Source organism: Acinetobacter sp. GSS19 (assembly GCF_028621895.1).
Classification (GTDB): Bacteria; Pseudomonadota; Gammaproteobacteria; order Pseudomonadales; family Moraxellaceae; genus Acinetobacter.
The window spans coordinates 2,338,625-2,356,098 of the sequence record NZ_CP117520.1; the positions used below are offsets into that span (position 1 = coordinate 2,338,625).

A 17,474-nucleotide genomic window follows, 5' to 3' on the forward strand; every position below is an offset into this window, starting at 1 on the left:
GGCTTAGGCCCCTACAATCTCGACCCATCGGGAAACAATGGCTTCACTATGGTATTTCTCGGATTTCTGTTTCGCATTTACACACATCTGCTGGTATTCCTGCTCTTTCAAATCCATCAGACGCAGCATGGCCTCGGCCAGTTTGTGTGTATCAAAACACTCCACCAGATAACCTTCTTTACCCTGTTCAATGAGATCGCTCGGCCCTGTGTCACAGTCGAAAGAAACAATCGGTAAGCCAAATGCCTGTGCTTCCAGCAACACCATCGGTAAACCTTCAAAGCGGGAGCACATACAATAGAAACTGGCCGACTGGTAATACGGAGTAACTTCTTTGGTGGTCGGAATGAATTCAATGGTCGGATGAATATTCAACTGCTCCACTTTGCTTTTGAGTTCAGCTTCATCTTCACCGCTGCCAATAATCTGCAACTTCCAATCGCGGCGTACTTTGCAGACCTCAGCCCAGGCATCCAGCAACAGATCAAAGCCTTTTTGATAGGTCAGTCGACCTAAAGCGATGACCGTTTTATTTTTAAAATCAGGGAAATGTGTAATATTTTCATAGGGTGCCGGATTGGAAATCGGGATGATTTTCGCGGAAATTTTTTCTAAAGCTTCTTCCCATAATTCTTCATCGCGTTTGGTCAACGTCACCACATAATCACAATATTTGGCCGCCATTTTTCGGCCCAAGCGGCGAAATGGCACCCCCAAATCAACCTTGTAATTAAAATGTTCCCAACAAATGTGCTGGACCTTAAGCCCCCAAAGTGCCGGGATAGTAAACAGACAGGAAATGCTGTCTACGACAATCAAGCTTTGGATCTGATGCTGTTGCACAAACTGACGCACTTTCCAGACGCAGCCGAGAAAATTACTTTTGAAATTCACTTTGCTGGGATAAAGTCCAGAGGTCTGGATGGAGGGATGTAAAGGAAAAAATGGTTTATCCCCTTCAGATAAACTCAAAATAAAAATCTGGTAACCACGTTCAGCTAAACGGTTCGAAATCAGGCTGGTGACCCGTTCCGTTCCGCCTGAATGGTTCATATTACTGATAAGAAAACAGATATTTTTCATTTGGAACATTGCTCCAAGGTTAATAGCTCAATGCCAAAATCCTGCCCTACCGTGTCATAGAAATTACGGTAAAGTTGGTAAAGGGTCGGCTCATATATATATTTCACAGAAACACGACTGATATTGGCGATATTTAAAATCGCGGTGCTCATAAAACTATAAACTTCGACTTCTATTTCAGGATTCCGTTTTATAAACTGAATAATATAATCCTCAAAAATCAAGAAGGTCGTGATAATTTCTGCCCCAGCAGCCGGGTATTTTTTTTCTCTTGGATGGGGAAAATAATAGTCAGGTTTCAGTCTTCCTATATATTGTTCGATATATGCCAGGCTAAACTTTTCAGAAAGTTCATGCATGGGCTGACCGAGATAAATCTTTATTCTTTTTCGCTGCTGCTGATCTGGTTTTTTTTCATCAAGAAACAATTCCAGTTTCTTCGTATTGTTTATAATATTAGAGACATTCTGATAGAGCGTATAATGATGCAGGGATAATTTTTTAATATCCTCCATATAAAAACGAACGCCTAATATTCGCCAGATCAAACGTTTCCACAACACTGGTTTTGAATCTTGATAATAGATACTAGTTTTAATGACATTTGCAGTGCCATCATCAAAAGTATAAATATTCGGACGATAAATCTTGGAAATGACATACTGGAAATGTCGTGAGTCAATACTGGCCAGATAGTAGTTTCTATATTTTCTGTTTAAGGATTTCTCTTTGATTTTATTGATATAATTTAAAAAACCAGAGAACCCAGGTTCAGCAATGTAATATAGCGTATTAACGCATTTCTCTTTCAGTTTTTGGTAATAGTAATGGTATTTCTCATTGTGATTATGAACCAGAACAATCAGATCAAAGTGCTGTCCAGGATTTAAATCGATAATTTTTTCCGCAATTAACATCTGTAATGGTGTCACACACATAATCAGGTTATTTGGATTTTCCTTATAGTTATCCATAGTATTATTACCATTAATAGATTAGAAAAAATTAATGCGTAGGGTATATAGTAAATTGAAATTTCACTGGTAAAGATGAGTAAAATTACGTAAACCAGTGAGGTTGAAAAAGTAATTATTGAAATGATTTTATTTTTAGCAAAATAGAAAAAGTAATTTACCAAAATTAAATATGGAAAATTCAATCCATATGCGACCAAATACATTACAACATAGTATTTCACTCCTAAATATTCCTGCCCTAAAAACCATGTATAGAGTTTTTCTGGCATTATCCAGCTGATTACCGCTGGTAGTATACTGAGGGGAATCGCATATATTGTGTATGTTTTTATTTTTTTAAGTGACAGTTCGTTATTTTTTAAGCCTTTATAGTAATGAGGAATAATTGCTTTATTTAAGGCCATGAAAATAACGGGTAATACCAATGCAATTTGCACACCTGCCGAGTACAGCCCCAGATCAAATTTGGAATACTTTTCATAAATGAAAAGTCGATCAAGTTGCCCTTTTAAAAAAAAACTGGACTGATGCAACAACAGCGGTAAACCGAACGAAATAATGTAAAGCAACGAGGTTTTTAGCTGTCGGGTTTTAAGGCCACGTTTCGGCCTGAACAAGTCACCAAGAACCACACTGGCAATCACGAAGGTCAGCACATTCGCCAACACGATTGCAAGAATCCGATAGACCACCAGATCCTGACTAAAATATTCCAGTGCAGCGATGGTCGCTCCGACATTGAATAGAGACAGAATGAACTGGATGCTAATGTATTTGAGTGGTTGCTGTTGGCACTGCCGTAGGGCTAATTGCACATTCACCAGAGACTGGAACATAGCCGCCAGTACCACATACGCCATAATTTCAGCTTTTAGTAGCCAGCAAATCACGAGCAAGATGGCGGATACGATAAAGTTAAATAAATAGCCCGCTTTCACTACGGTGTTCAGGGCTTTTTTGCCATAAAAATAGTAATAGCGGGTAATTGCACCTTCCTGACTAAAGCCAATAAAGATGCTAAATAGCGCCAGCCAAGTCATGAAGTAAGACAGCTCACCAAAACCATCCGGACCAAGTTTTCGGGTTAAGTACGGCAGCATTAAAAAAGGCAAGATTTTGGCGAGCAGCTCACCGATCAGATAGATCAGCCCTTCCTTCAGAATTTTCATTCTACTGACCTATAACGCAATACCGTCTCAGCAATTAAAAAATCCAGTGCTGTATCGATATCGATGGCATTTTCCAAGTCAGTTTCAAAAGCATATACCTGTTCTGTAAAGAAAATCTTGTTTTCCGCTAACAGGCTTAAGGTGTCATAAATATAGATCGAGCCGTTCAGACGATAAAACTGAGCCAAGTCCTGACTGCGTTTGCCCTGCACTTCTGGCCGGATAAATTCCGCCATGTTTCGGTTTTCCGGCAATATATTCGACCAGAGTGGGCTATGCTCAGTTTTAGAAACTGAAACCACGCCTTTGGCCTGCTGGGCCATAAAAAATTCTAGTGCCTGATCCAGCTCTGCCGTAGAACGTAATGGCGAGGTCGGTTGCAGTAAAACCAGCAAATGGTTGGGCCGATCCAATTGCAGAAAATGGATGGCATGTATAATCACATCAAAACTGGAAGCATGGTCATGCGCCAGGTAATCGGGACGTAAAAAAGGCACTTCAGCACCGTACTGTCGGGCCACCTCTTGGATCTGTTCATCATCGGTGGAGACCACCACCCGGTCGATATATTGGGAAGCCAGTGCGGTTTCTATCGACCAGGCGATCAGAGGTTTCCCTCCGAGCAATTTGGTATTTTTTCCAGGCAGCCGCTTACTGCCACCGCGTGCTGGAATGAGCGCGGTGATCTGGTATTGGCCCAGCATTAGAATTTACCGAATTCGAGATTCAGGATGTCACGCTGTGCCCGGTTATAGTCTTCCATATGACCGATATCCAGCCAGTATTCATGCAGCGGATAACACAAGACTTTGTTTTTACGTTCGATTTCTTGTTCCAAAATGGAAGGCATACCAATAAATTGCGCTTCGACCTTATGCAATAAATCCGGTGAAATGACATAAATTCCGGTATTAATGTCAAAAAAGTAGCTTGGTTTTTCCGACATGCTATGGATGATGCTCTGGTCCGAATTCACCACGCCATATGGAATCTGGTATTGAAACTCTCGTACACACATGGTGGCCATCGCTTCGTTTTGTTCATGAAAATCCAGCAGCTTGGAAAAATTCATATTGGTGAGCACATCACCATTCATCACGATAAAAGGCCGCTTGAGCTCTTCTTTAGGTAACAGGCTTAAAGCTCCCCCCGTGCCCAAGGGGTTATCTTCATGCACGTACTGGATTTCTACCCCGTGTTTCTCACCATCAGCAAAGTATTCGGTAATCCGCTCCGGTAAATAGTGCGTCGAGATATAGAATTTATAAAAACCCTGATCTTTAAAATTCATGATGATGGTTTCTAACAGCGGTTTACCGCCTACCGGTAACATCGGTTTTGGGCACTGATCGGTGAGGGGACGTAAACGTGTACCAAAGCCGCCTGCCATGATAAACACCGCATTGTCCTTTTTCTTTTTACGGATCAGGTCTTCGAGGGTGATCACATTGACCAGCTGGTTATTCTTAATGATCGGCACAGCTAGATAGCTTTTTTCCCGCATGATTTCGAAAATCTCGCGATGGCTTAAGCTGCCCTCTTCAATACTGTACGGCTGAGTATGCATCACGGTTTCTACCGGGGCATTCAGGTCCTGCCCCTTGAGCAGGCCGCGACGGATATCACCATCAGTAATGCTACCAATCAGTTCACGCTGATCATTCACCACCAGTACAATTCTGAGCGCATTTAAATCTAATAGTTCTAAGGCGTTTAATACGGTATCGTTTTTATGTAATACGATTTTATTAATATCTCTCATCACACGTTTTTTCCTTTGCAGGTATACCGATATAGGTTTTATGAGGTTGAGTATCTTTGACGACGACAGCACCTGCAGCGATGACCGAATAGGGTCCCAGGCATTTGAGTTGTTGCGTATTTTTTCCCGGTAAAATGGCTGCATTGGTGCCGATATAGGTGCCTTGTTTGAGCTGGACACAGCCGGACACATTGGCACCCGGCATGATGGAAACATAGTCTTCCAGCACACAGTCATGGCCGACCGTGCTGTTGAAACTCACTAGAATAAAATCTCCAAACTGACAGGAATTGGTAATTCGGGCACCGGCCGCCACCACATTACCCTGTCTTTTTTCTAGCGCACTACGGATGCCATATCCCAGCGAAGCCTGTGAATGGATCAATGTGGGATAATGCAACTGCGGATAGCTTTGAAAAATTTTCTCGCGCAGGGCCGGATCAGCCACACCAATCGCAAAATGCCAATCCGTCAGCTGGGGAATGGCCTGTTCCGACAGCACTGGGAAACCCAACAGCGCCAATCTACTACCCTGTGCTGGAAGTTGTTTTTCCAGAAAACAGATTTCGTGATAACCCTGATCAATGGCCAAATCGAGAAGTTCTTTGGCAAAGCCTCCGCTGCCGAAAATTGCAAGCCTGTTCATTTAGAGCTCGATAAAGTCATTTTTCTGGAAACTGCGCTTTGCCCGGGTTCCGAGAACTTCCCAATATTTATTCGGTTCCAGACAGACACGCCCTGCTCTTTTGGTGGTGACATTCTCTGCAGTAAACAGCTCACCTTCGGCAATTTCGGTTTTCGCCACAATGCTGCGACGCACCAGATAGTAATTGTCACTTTCCTGTTCCAGCATGAACTTGATACCATCCCCCAACGCAGCATGAGTTTTATGCAGAATCTCGACATAGTGCTTGAACTCTTCCGGCTGCATCGATGCCGCATGGTCCGGCCCCGGTAGGCTTTTATCCAGCGTGATATGTTTCTCGAAAATCTGCGCACCCAGACTTAAACTGATCACTGCAGCATATTCATCGAGGGTGTGGTCGGAGAATCCCGTGCTCAGCCCGAAGGTGTTTTTTAACGTCGCGATGGCGCTCAGATTGCTTTCTTCAAACCGTGCCGGATATTGTGTGACACAGTGCAGAATAGAGACTTTATCCCTGAGCTGTTTGCGGACATTCAGCTTGGCATAGGCTGCACGGAACAGTTGCTGAGAAGGATGGACTTGTGTGCCTTGATCAATCACAAAAGCAAAGACCGACAGGGCTTGTTCAATATCTCCCAGGCTGGCAGTGCCCGTAGATAAAATCACGTGTTTGCCTGAGCAGGCGATCTCATACAAGAAAGGTAGATTGGAAATATCCGCTGAAGACACCTTCAGGAAAGGGACATCCATTTCACGGACCAGAAAACGCAAACTGTCTGAATCAAAGGGGGTCGAGATAAACGTAATTTCATTTGCATCACAGAACTGTTTGATTTCCCGGGTCTGTTCATAGGACAGCTCCAGGCTTTTTACCAGTTCCAGCTGACTTTGATTCGAACCGGTATTTTCTTTCTGGTAAGCCGCCATTTCGGTTTGATCCGACAGTAATTGCTCGGCCTTAAAGGTCTGGAACTTAACGGCATTGGCACCGCAGTCCTTAGCTTTCAGAATCAGCTCCTTGGCTAATTGCACCGAGCCATTATGATTTACTCCAATTTCTGCAATGATGTAAATTTCATCAGGATTAAAGATCATAAAATGCTGCCTTCTTTTGGAAATCCACACTCTTAAGGATCTGGATAATTTTTTCTGAGGTATTGCCGCATCCGAGCGGAGGAATGACATGTTTTAATTTATGCTTCGGATAGCTTTTCACTTTCTGCAGTGCAGTCAGGATTGCTTGTTCATCCAGTTCGACATCCAACACGGATTCACAGCGCAACCGGCCTTTTTGCCGATCACCAATATTGATCGTAGGAATTTGTAAGGCTGGGGCTTCAGAAAGTCCGCTGGATGAATTCCCCACCATCGCCAAGGCATTTTTCAGCACACTTAAGTAGTTCTGAATACCAAAACTTTTCACGAGCAGCACCCGATCTGGGTAAGTGTTTTTTAAATCCAGCATGGCTTGAATAATATTGCGGTTGCCATTGTCTGCATTCGGATAGCTCAGGACGAAATTCACTTCAGGCATCTGTTTTAGTGCGGCAAATAGCGGCGTGACATCTTCTTGCGTCAGATTGGTTTCCGGATGATAGGTAATCAGGAAATACGGCTGGGAAAAGTCAAAATCATATTGCTGACTAAGTTCTGTAAGACTTTTAAATGGAGTCCGCTGGATATGTTCCAGTCCAATCGCACCGACATTAAACACGCGATCGGGAGCTTCTCCGAGCTGAAGAATACGCTTGCGATATACATCTGCTGCAGCAAAATGCAGGTTCGACATTTTAGAAATGGCATGCCGGATGGAGTCATCATAAGCCCCTTCGGTGAGTTCACCGCCATGCAAATGGGCCACTGGTACATGCATAATCAGTGCCGCCTGGGTAATTGCCAGAGCCTCAAAACGGTCACCTAAAACAATCAGCACATCCGGTTGCATGCGTTTTAATGCATCCGCGAAGCCAATCAGGCCAACACCCATCGATTTCACCACAGCCGCAGCACTGTCCGAAGACAGCAGCATTTCGACCGATTCGGTAATTTCGAATCCATCCTGAACGATGGTTTTCCAGGTTTCACCATGTTCCGGAGAATAATGCATGGCACTGGCCAGAATCTGTAATTCCAGTTCGGGATCCTGCTGGATGTCACGCATCAGCCAGTACAACAGTCCATATTCAGCACGTGTCCCAGTAAAAACAGCAATTTTTTTCATGGCTTAGGACTCTAAAGGTACGGAACTTGGGATATTAACCACACGCTGTTCCAGCCAGTGCGAGTTGCTTAAGTCACCATGTAAGCCCTGTTGCTGGTACATCGGCAATTTGGTCATTAACGTCCAGATCGGACGGGTCATCACTTGCGCCTGATTGGTTTTTTCCAGAATTCGGTCACGATGAGCTTTGTCCTGACAGATAATGGCATTCAACCAATAGTTAGAACGACAGTGTTCAGGCTCAGAGACAAACGTCACTTCGGAATCGGCGAAAAAGTCTTGATACTGCGTGGCCAATTGACGTTTTTTCTGTAGGAAAATGCCCAGATTTTCCATCTGTGCACAACCCAAGGCCGCATTTAAATTCGGCATACGATAGTTAAAACCATTTTCGTCATGGAAAAATTCGTAGGGGTGCGGCTTTTTAGCTGTAGTAGTCAGATGTTTGGCACGCGTACCCAACTGTTCATCCTGGCACAGCACCATCCCGCCACCACCGGTGGTAATGACTTTGTTGCCATTAAAACTCAACGCGGAAACCAGACCGAAAGTACCGGTATGCTGATTTTTATAATAGGAACCCAAGCTTTCAGCACTGTCTTCCACCAAGACCAAATGCCACTTTTTCACCACCTGTTGTAATTCATCCAGCTCTACCGGATGGCCGAAGGTATGCATGGGCACCACAGCCGAAATGCGTTTGAGTGATACGCGATGCCGGCAAACACCCTGATCATCAATAAACGCTTGTTCCTGTAAATAGTGTTGCAAGGCTTTTGGGCACAACCCGAGCGTTTTACGAGAGACATCAATAAAGATCGGTTCAGCACCGATATAGGACAAGGCATTACAGGTCGCAACAAAGGTCAGTGCCTGGGTAATGACCAGATCATCCTGTTTCACTCCCGCCAGTAACAAAGCAATATGTAAGGCAGCAGTTCCATTGACGGTTGCAATGGCACGTTGACAGTTGGCAAATGATTGCATTTTCTCTTCAAAATCATTGACGAATGCCCCCACACTAGAAACGAAGGTACTGTCGATCGTATGATTTACATATTCTTTTTCATTGCCTAAAAAGCGTGGTTCGTGCAAAGGAATAAATGCATGACTACGATAAATATCGCGAACAAACTGATTAAATGAGGCCGTATCCATTACATTTTACCGTCCAAATATAATCCAGTTTCTTTATGGCCAAAATTTGGCAACATATAGTTAAATAATTCGACAATGGTTTCTTTATCCCACTGTTTTTGCATTAATAATTCATTGATTTTATTTTCAAAAACTTGCAGTTTTTCTTCTTCGATATTTAGTTTATTTTTAATCACTCCGAGATTAGTAAAACGCTGTATATCCAGCACTTCCTGATCGGTAAAAAACTCCTCAAAATCTTTTTCACCAGTCGTATTACTTGGTGCAAACAAACACGGCCATTGCCCCTGTTGGGGCAATGTTTGAACCAGACGTCGGGCTTCTTCCTCTGTTTGACACAGATACGGCTCATAACCCAAATGCTGTAAATATTTCACTGCAATTTCAGAGAAAGTAATCAGATGCAGATGTTCACTCAACTTAGGAAAGAAGATGTCACGATTTTCACCGAGCAAACAAGACATCAGGCACAGCTCACCGGACTCTTTAGGAGTGACAAAATAGCGGCGGATATCATTAGGTGCTGCAATCGGCTGTAACTTCTGAATGCGCTGGTTAAATCCATGCAGCAAAGAGCCATCAGAAAAAGCCACATTGGCAAAGCGGGCTGCTGAAATATCAATAAACTGACTTTGGCGCATCAGAAACATTTCCATAATACGCTTGGATCCACCCATCATATTGACCGGATTGGCTGCCTTATCGGTAGAGACACAGAAGTATTTTTTTACTCCAATTTCAATAGCTTGCTGAATAGTTTTTTCAGTATTTAAAATATTGACATGAATCATCCGCATCAGCGTAAAAGGGTCTTTTTCACTACGCACATGCTTTAAGGCAGACAGATTTAATACATAATCAAAATGACCTTCATGCTGGATATAGGCATCATATTCAACAGAGCCAATATCTAAAGCGAAGGTCTGAAAATCACCATCGATATAGCCAAAAGAGCTGCGCAAATCACGGACCAGTTCCGTCAGGTTATTTTCCGAGATATCCACTACATGGAGTTTTTTAGGATTTCTTTTAAAAATTTCTTTTACGACGGCCTGGCCAATGGAGCCCGCTCCACCTAAAACCAGAAATTTTGATGTCGAAACAATTTCAATTAATTCATGGTTCCAGTCATCAATATCTTGTACAAAGAGTTCTTGCGATCGACCAATCAACTCTAATTGAATATCTACAGACATTATCTAATCCCGTTTAAATATGCATTTTTATTTAATTTATAAAAGCCAAGTTATATAATTACCTGAAATAAATTAGGCCTATAATTAAATAAAAAAATTTATATCACGGATTAAAAAATTTTCTGCTGCACTTTCATGAGCTAATTTTATTCATACGTTAACAAATAAGTGTTTCTTGTAATTTTTAGGTTTTTTGTTGCATAAAACTACAATTTAAGACTTGTTTTCACAAAGGAAAATAATACAAGTACACGTTTATAAAATATTAAATTTTTATTAAGGAATCAGCGAAATTTCAAAATAATTAATAAGTTATTTTGTTGAAAATAATATTTTTAAGATTTATAAAAATAGAATAAATTTTTACAGAATATGTTAATTTAATGTTAATAGAAATCCATCCAAGCAGAACTATAGACTAGGTAAACTTGCTCTATTAAAGGAATAATTAAAATTAAATATAAAATACGATATAAATCAAATTGTAAGATCTAGGATAGAGAGCGATAAGACGGTTGGAAATCTGAGAGCCAAGTAGAGAGCAGAATATCACTAGATTCTCCTCTCAATGCCGTCTAATTAAATCAACGCAATTTTTCCACTCTTGCGATAACCATCAACATAGTGTTCTAGAATAGAGATCACTTCATTCACTTCACTCTCATCACCACAGTACTGCTCTAAGCGCTCAAAGATTGAAGAAATTTCTGCCATCGCATAACTTTTTTCATAAGATTTCAAAATCCGCTGGTGCGGTGTCGTTTCAATATTTTCCTGATCAATCAACAGCTCTTCATAAAGTTTTTCACCTGGACGTAGTCCTGTATATTCAATCGCGATATCACCCTGTCCAGTCTGACGGTCAAACTCCCGCAAACCACTTAAACGGATCATTTGTCGAGCCAAATCGGCAATTTTCACAGGTTCACCCATATCGAGCAAAAATACATCACCTCCAGTCCCCATCGCGCCGGCTTGAATCACCAGCTGAGCCGCTTCCGGAATGGTCATAAAGTAACGTGTCACATCTGGATGAGTAACAGTAATTGGACCACCTTGCGCAATTTGCTTTTTAAATAACGGAACAACAGAACCTGATGAACCGAGCACATTGCCAAAGCGAACCAGACTGATCTGGGTTTTAGGATGGGTAGAAGCCAATCCTTGACAATACAACTCAGCCATCCGTTTGGATGCACCCATCACATTGGTTGGGCGCACTGCTTTATCGGTTGAAATCAGAACAAAAGTTTCTACACCCTGATTGACCGCTGCCTGTACACTTTTCGCTGTGCCCACCGCAGTATTATGAATGCCCTCGAATGGATTACTCTCTACTAGTGGCACATGCTTATAAGCTGCTGCATGATAGACCGTTTCGACCTGATATTGACTAAAGAGTCGTTCCAATTTGTTCTGATTCAGTACAGACCCCAAGACCGGTAAAATTTTCACCCCTGAACTTTGTAATTCTTTATCAATGCTGTACAAAGCAAACTCTGATAGCTCATAAAGAATCAAAAGCTTGGGCTGATTTTTAACAATTTGCCGGCAAAGTTCCGAGCCAATCGAGCCGCCAGCGCCTGTCACTAGTACCACTTTATTTTTAATATTTTTTTCCAGCAACTCCTGTTTTGGCGGCACCGGATCACGACCTAGCAAATCAATAATATCCACTTCGCGAATGTCAGAGACATGAACCTGACCATCGACCAGCTGGGTTACTCCAGGCAGCTCCATGATTTTGACTTTGGCCGAATCAAAGAACTGGATCATCTCACTTTTTCGGCCACGGGTCGCCGAAGGCATCGCCAGTAGAATTTCCTCAGCCTGATATTTTTGTAGCATCGCCAGCGCTTTAACCGGTGAAAAAACCCGCAATCCGCTGAGCAAGCGTCCTTGCAAGGACTTTTTATCATCGATAAATAAGACAGGAATATATTCATGCGAGCGATTTAATGCCGCCGCAATCTGCTGCCCCGCCATACCTGCCCCATAAATTGCCACCCGTTTCCGATGCTGTTTTTGTTGCAAAGTACGTGTGGTGACAAAACGGATCGTGGCACGACTCCACCAGACCCAGGAAAAGACCAGGAAGCCAAACATGAGTGGAATACTCATCGGAATAAAGGCTAAACCGAGTTTTTTCACGGCATACAGAGCCACAATCTGTATAAATGTGGCGATGGACAACCGTAGCAGAAAATCTTCATTAAAGGCACGGACGATGGCACTGTAGACACCGACCAGATAAAAAATCGCAATACCGACGACCGTGACATACATATACCAGTAAGAAAGTCCCGCCATCACATCGACCATAGGTGTTGCAAGGCGAATGGCGTACACCAACCACATCAGAACTGGTAGGACACAACCATCCAACAGCATAAAAAACAGCTGTTTTCGATGTCGTGGCCACGCTGCAAGGGATTGGATCAGGTCTTTCACGATATTTTATTTCACTTTAACCAGTGGTAGTGATGGGGTTCAGCAAGATAAATCGCCAGTTTAAGACGTAGCAATTTTCTCGATTACGTTCTGAATCGCGGATCGGGTTTTTGCCATACTGGCAGCACTGAGGGTTGGATGAACCAGAAACATCAGGCTGGTTTCTCCAAGCTGCTGGGCATTTGGCAGGCGCTGAGCTGGACGCCATGGTGTCTCGTCAAAAGCATGCTCTAAATATACTTCCGAACAGGAACCGCTAAAACACGGCACGCCTAGTGCATTGATTTCCTGCATAATCCGATCGCGTGACCAGCCTAGTGGTAAGGCATTAGTATTGACCTGCACATAGCATTTATATTGCGCGTGAACATACTCTTTTGAGGGTCGATGCACACTGAAATAAGGACTGTGTGCAAAAGCTGCTAAAATCTGTTCAGCATTTTCAGTACGTTTTGCGGTCCATTCTGCCATGCGTTTGAGCTGAATGCGCCCGATCACCGCCTGCATTTCCATCATACGCCAGTTGGTACCAAACGAATCATGCAACCAGCGAAATCCCGGTGCATGCTGTTTATGATAAACACTGTCGTAATTCTTGCCGTGATCTTTATAGGACCACATTTTTTTCCAAAGAGTTTCATCATTGGTGGTGACCATGCCACCTTCACCACCGGTGCTCATGATCTTGTCCTGACAAAATGACCATGCACAGATATGACCGATTGAACCGGCTGATTGACCTTTATACTTTGCCCCATGTGCCTGGGCACAGTCTTCGATCACATACAGACCTTTTTCTTTGGCCAGTTGCATGATCGGATCCATATCGCACATCCATCCCGCCAGATGTACACAAATAATCGCCTTAGTATTCGGGGTCAGCACCGCTTCAATGCTACGTCGGGAAATGTTTTGTGAGTCCAATTCAACATCAGCAAAGACCGGATTCGCACCTGCCGTCACAATCGAGCTGGCTGAAGCCAAAAAGGTGCGCGAGGTGACAATCACGTCATCCCCAGCGCCGATGTCCAAAGCTTTGAGTGCGACATCGAGTGCCACCGTACCATTGGCCAAAGCCACCGCATATTGTGTACCGGCAAACTGGGCAAATTCTTTTTCAAATTCACGGCATTCTTGCCCGGTCCAATAGTTGACCCGATTCGACAGTAAAACTTTGGCAACAGCATCCGCTTCTTCCTGGGTAAAGCTTGGCCACGACTCAAATGCAGTGTTTAACATGATCTTTCCTGAATAAAGATAAAGAATTATTTCTTTAATGTACGGGCAGGATTCCCCACCACCGTCACACCCGGCGGTACACTTTTGGTCACCACCGCCCCCATACCGACAATAGCACCTTGACCAATGACCAAAGGCTCATCAGGCGTCCCCTGTTTAATCACCGCACCCGCACCAATATAGGCATGATCTTCAATATGGATATTGCCGTTACATTTTACCCCCGGTGCAAAGGTCACGTAATCACCAATCACACAGTCATGTTCCACATAGCTGTATAAATTGGCGTGAAAACACTGACCGATTTTAATATTTGAACCGAGAGTAACGAATGGACTCAGTGCGGCACCCGGTGCCATGTCTACTTCATCCATGATGATGGTATTGTTGGCTTGTACTGACCAGAGCTGTATATTGTCAGATTGTAAACGTTGCGCAATTTTTTCACGGATTTGGCTGTTGGCAATCGCGATTAGTACAAATTTATTGGCACCTTGCAGTGCTTTAAACGTCTGATAGTTCACAGCGGGATGACCATTGATTTCAGTAGCTTGCGTCAAACTGTCATCAATAAAATAAAGCTCAGCCTGAATACCCGAACGGGCCAGTTGCTCTCTGGCAACCGGCATTAAACTACGTCCACAACCCGCTGCACCATACACCGCATAGAAATCAGTCATCTACTTTATCCGTTTTAGTGCCGGTAAATTTGCTCATCGTGGCCTCGCCTTCGGCATTGATATCATCCTTGGCAATAACTTTTTGCACGGTTTTCAACATGATTTTAAAATCCAGCCAAAGCGACTGATGTTCCACATACCAGGTGTCTAGCCTGAATTTTTCTTCCCAGCTAATGGCATTACGCCCATTGACCTGAGCATAGCCAGTGATTCCCGGACGGACATTATGACGCTTGGCCTGCTCCGCATTGTATAGCGGCAGATATTCCATCAGTAAAGGACGTGGCCCGACAATACTCATGTCGCCTTTGAGCACATTCCAGAGTTCAGGTAATTCATCCAGACTGCTGGAGCGCAACATTTTACCAAATGACGTTAAACGCTCACTATCGGGCAACGGATTACCCTGAGCATCGACCGCATCTTTCATCGTGCGGAACTTGATCATCTCGAAGGGCTTACCATCTAAACCCGGGCGCACTTGACGGAACAAGACTGGAGAGCCCAAATTCTTTTTAACTTTATGCGCCACCAGCAACAAAACGGGTGACAGAAGGATCAGTGCAATCGAGGCGATCAGGATATCGAAAAGACGTTTCAGCATCGGGTTACATTCCCATTTCACGCATCATGTGTGCATTGACACGATGCACATCATATTTATTCATCGCGACTGCCCGTGACTGTTGTCCCATGTCCTGTATTAAATCGGGTTGTTGAATAAAATTTTCCATGGCCTGAACCAAAGCCTCAACTGATTTCACCGGCACCAGAAAACCATTTTCCCCATTCACTACGGTTTCCCGGCATCCCGGAGCATCGGTGGTAATAATCGCACGGCCCATCGCCATCGCTTCCAGAACGGTTCGTGGCGTGCCTTCACGGTATGACGGCAATACATACACGGAACTCGCCGCAATTGCAGGTTTTACATCACTGAGCTTACCCCAGAACTGAAGACGACCATCGGCAATCCAGCGATCCAGTTCAGTCTGAAGAATGGCTGTTGGATTATCATCAATCCAGCCCACCAAATGGAACTCCGCTTCCGGATACTGCTGTTTGATCTGCCGAGCGGCTTCCGCATACTCACGTACGCCTTTATCTGCCAACAAACGCGCAATCAATAAGAAAGATGATTTGGGCTGACCATTTAAGCCTTTAGGTAAAGGCATCAGTTCAAATTCTGCGACATTGACCCCTGAACCATTCACCACGACTGTAGGTACGGCGGGATTAAGCAACTGCATTTTTTGGAACAGGGCTAAATCATCCGGATTCTGGAAGAACACCTTGTGCGTATGTTTTAAAGCCTGCGCATAGAGGCCATGCACCAGACGCTGAAAAATGCTGCGCTGAGCACCTGCCTCCACATTTTGAAAGGCATAACCTAATCCGGTAATCAGGGCAAAACGATTCGGCACTTTCGCCAGCGAAGCAGCCAACATGCCGTAGATCACCGGTTTAATGGTATAGGCCAGCACGGTATCCGGTTTGATCTGACGTATGAGCTGCAACAAGGCCCACAAGGTCCCCAAATCACGCACAGGGTTGGTGCCCGTGCGTTGCATCGGAATATCATGCAACACATAACCAAGCTGCAGTAGCTTGGCTTTTTCTTCGGTATAACTATCCATATCCGGGCAAGCGACATGCACCTGAATGTTTTTGGCTGCAATCGCTTCAAGCAGCTTGCCACGAAAATTCAGTACCGATGGCAAATAACTGGCGATAATCAAAAAGCTCATTTAGGCAATGTTCCACACATGCAGATAGTTCTGGCGAATGGCCTGTATTGTAAAATTTTCTTCTATCCGGCTTCTAGCGTTATTTTGCTTTTGTTGTTTTTCTTGCACTGACAGTTCTAGATATTGAAGAATCGAGGCGGCCATCTGTGTAGCGTCGCGTGGCGGCACGACATAGCCTGTATCTGCAACAATCAATCCGGCATCCCCAACATCTGTTGTGATGCAAGGCACACCTGAGGCCATGGCTTCGACCAGCACATTCGGAAAACCTTCAGTGATGGAAGTCATCAGGAACAGGTCGAGAGAGGCGTAAAAATTTGGCATATCCTCGACCTGATCCAGCAGCTCAATCTGGTTGAAATCCACCTGATGCTGCTCCAGAAGTGCATGCAGCTCAGGATTGTCCAGATTTGCCCCCCGTCCGGCAATTTTAAACCGCACCGGATAGCCACGTAATCGCACAATGGTTTCCAGCAGATAAGCATAACCTTTGGCTGGATGAAAACGCCCGGCAAAGCCCACCACTAAGGGTGAATGTTCGCTAAAAGAGCGAAACTGAAAACGCTCAAGTTCAATCCCGTTTGGAATGACCAGCTGCCGAGGATTGCGAAAACCAAAGGCCTGATGCTGCTGCAAAGCCGACTGCGCACAATAAATAATACCGCTGGCAAAACTCGATAAATAACGACTGAGTTGCAGTGCTATTTTGGTACTGCGCGATTCTTCTTTGGGTGAAGCCAAGGAATGATGGATGCCCCAAAAGACAGGCGGTTTAGTTTTCAAACCCATCGTGCTCAACGTGGTGAGTACATTGGCATGGTACATCCAGCCCTGGATCACATCGGGTTGAATATCCTGGATGATTTTGCGTAACTTGAAAATGCTTTGCAGGGTATTCAGACCATTCCAGTGCAGGGCATAATGTGCTGCACACTGCTGTAAAGCTGCATGATAGGTCTGATTAATTTGCATCAATGCCACCACATAATGCTGGCAATCTGGCTGTGCCTGAATCAGCCGTGACAGCATCATTTCTGCACCACCCACCGCCGCAAAATTGGTAATCACATGCAAGACTTTTTTCACGGCGCAATCTCGTTATGGCACAGCAGGAACGCAACATTATAAAGCAAAATTCCCTGCC

General features: G+C 44.0%; 16 protein-coding genes. All 16 read right to left on the reverse strand.

The annotated features are described in order from the left end of the window. Positions 1 to 3: 3 nt before the first annotated feature. Positions 4 to 1,083 (reverse strand): glycosyltransferase family 4 protein, encoded by a 1,080-nt coding sequence (locus tag PGW99_RS11170; RefSeq protein ID WP_273777778.1) that lies wholly within the window; start codon positions 1,081 to 1,083, stop codon positions 4 to 6. Beyond that, on the reverse strand, positions 1,080 to 2,057 hold the full coding sequence (locus tag PGW99_RS11175; RefSeq protein ID WP_273777780.1) for a glycosyltransferase family 52: 978 nt from the start codon (positions 2,055 to 2,057) through the stop codon (positions 1,080 to 1,082). Before PGW99_RS11175 ends, PGW99_RS11170 begins: the two co-directional genes overlap by 4 nt. Further along, positions 2,024 to 3,229 (reverse strand): oligosaccharide flippase family protein, encoded by a 1,206-nt coding sequence (locus PGW99_RS11180; RefSeq protein ID WP_273777781.1) that lies wholly within the window; start codon positions 3,227 to 3,229, stop codon positions 2,024 to 2,026. The genes PGW99_RS11175 and PGW99_RS11180 overlap by 34 nt, the downstream gene beginning before the upstream one ends. Continuing rightward, entirely contained in the window at positions 3,226 to 3,933 is a 708-nt protein-coding gene (locus tag PGW99_RS11185) for an acylneuraminate cytidylyltransferase family protein (protein ID WP_273777782.1), read from the reverse strand. Before PGW99_RS11185 ends, PGW99_RS11180 begins: the two co-directional genes overlap by 4 nt. Then, positions 3,933 to 4,994 carry a nucleotidyltransferase family protein gene (locus PGW99_RS11190; protein ID WP_273777783.1) on the reverse strand — a complete coding sequence of 354 codons (1,062 nt, stop codon included), beginning with the start codon at positions 4,992 to 4,994 and terminating at the stop codon, positions 3,933 to 3,935. The genes PGW99_RS11185 and PGW99_RS11190 overlap by 1 nt, the downstream gene beginning before the upstream one ends. After that, positions 4,978 to 5,637, reverse strand: coding sequence for a PglD-related sugar-binding protein (locus PGW99_RS11195; protein WP_273777784.1), 660 nt, complete (start codon positions 5,635 to 5,637; stop codon positions 4,978 to 4,980). Before PGW99_RS11195 ends, PGW99_RS11190 begins: the two co-directional genes overlap by 17 nt. Next, entirely contained in the window at positions 5,638 to 6,732 is a 1,095-nt protein-coding gene (locus tag PGW99_RS11200; protein WP_273777785.1) for an N-acetylneuraminate synthase family protein, read from the reverse strand. Beyond that, positions 6,722 to 7,858 (reverse strand): UDP-N-acetylglucosamine 2-epimerase, encoded by a 1,137-nt coding sequence (gene neuC / locus PGW99_RS11205; protein WP_273777786.1) that lies wholly within the window; start codon positions 7,856 to 7,858, stop codon positions 6,722 to 6,724. The genes PGW99_RS11200 and neuC overlap by 11 nt, the downstream gene beginning before the upstream one ends. Before the next feature lie 3 nt (positions 7,859 to 7,861). Continuing rightward, entirely contained in the window at positions 7,862 to 9,016 is a 1,155-nt protein-coding gene (locus PGW99_RS11210) for a LegC family aminotransferase (protein ID WP_273777787.1), read from the reverse strand. Beyond that, positions 9,016 to 10,212 (reverse strand): UDP-N-acetylglucosamine 4,6-dehydratase, encoded by a 1,197-nt coding sequence (locus tag PGW99_RS11215; protein WP_273777788.1) that lies wholly within the window; start codon positions 10,210 to 10,212, stop codon positions 9,016 to 9,018. The genes PGW99_RS11210 and PGW99_RS11215 overlap by 1 nt, the downstream gene beginning before the upstream one ends. A 579-nt stretch (positions 10,213 to 10,791) precedes the next feature. Then, the gene (locus PGW99_RS11220; protein WP_273777789.1) at positions 10,792 to 12,663 is read right to left on the reverse strand and encodes a polysaccharide biosynthesis protein; all 1,872 of its coding nucleotides are present in this window, start codon (positions 12,661 to 12,663) and stop codon (positions 10,792 to 10,794) included. A gap of 60 nt (positions 12,664 to 12,723) precedes the next feature. Further along, positions 12,724 to 13,902: a DegT/DnrJ/EryC1/StrS family aminotransferase gene (locus tag PGW99_RS11225; protein ID WP_273777790.1), complete on the reverse strand. Its 1,179-nt coding sequence runs from the start codon at positions 13,900 to 13,902 to the stop codon at positions 12,724 to 12,726. Between the two features lie 26 nt (positions 13,903 to 13,928). After that, positions 13,929 to 14,582 (reverse strand): acetyltransferase, encoded by a 654-nt coding sequence (locus PGW99_RS11230; protein ID WP_273777791.1) that lies wholly within the window; start codon positions 14,580 to 14,582, stop codon positions 13,929 to 13,931. Beyond that, complete coding sequence (locus PGW99_RS11235; RefSeq protein WP_273777792.1) at positions 14,575 to 15,186, reverse strand: sugar transferase; 612 nt, start codon at positions 15,184 to 15,186, stop codon at positions 14,575 to 14,577. The genes PGW99_RS11230 and PGW99_RS11235 overlap by 8 nt, the downstream gene beginning before the upstream one ends. 4 nt (positions 15,187 to 15,190) lie before the next feature. After that, the gene (locus PGW99_RS11240) at positions 15,191 to 16,330 is read right to left on the reverse strand and encodes a glycosyltransferase family 4 protein (protein WP_273777793.1); all 1,140 of its coding nucleotides are present in this window, start codon (positions 16,328 to 16,330) and stop codon (positions 15,191 to 15,193) included. Next, positions 16,331 to 17,416, reverse strand: coding sequence for a glycosyltransferase (locus tag PGW99_RS11245; protein ID WP_273777794.1), 1,086 nt, complete (start codon positions 17,414 to 17,416; stop codon positions 16,331 to 16,333). It abuts the gene before it with no gap. Positions 17,417 to 17,474: the final 58 nt, after the last annotated feature.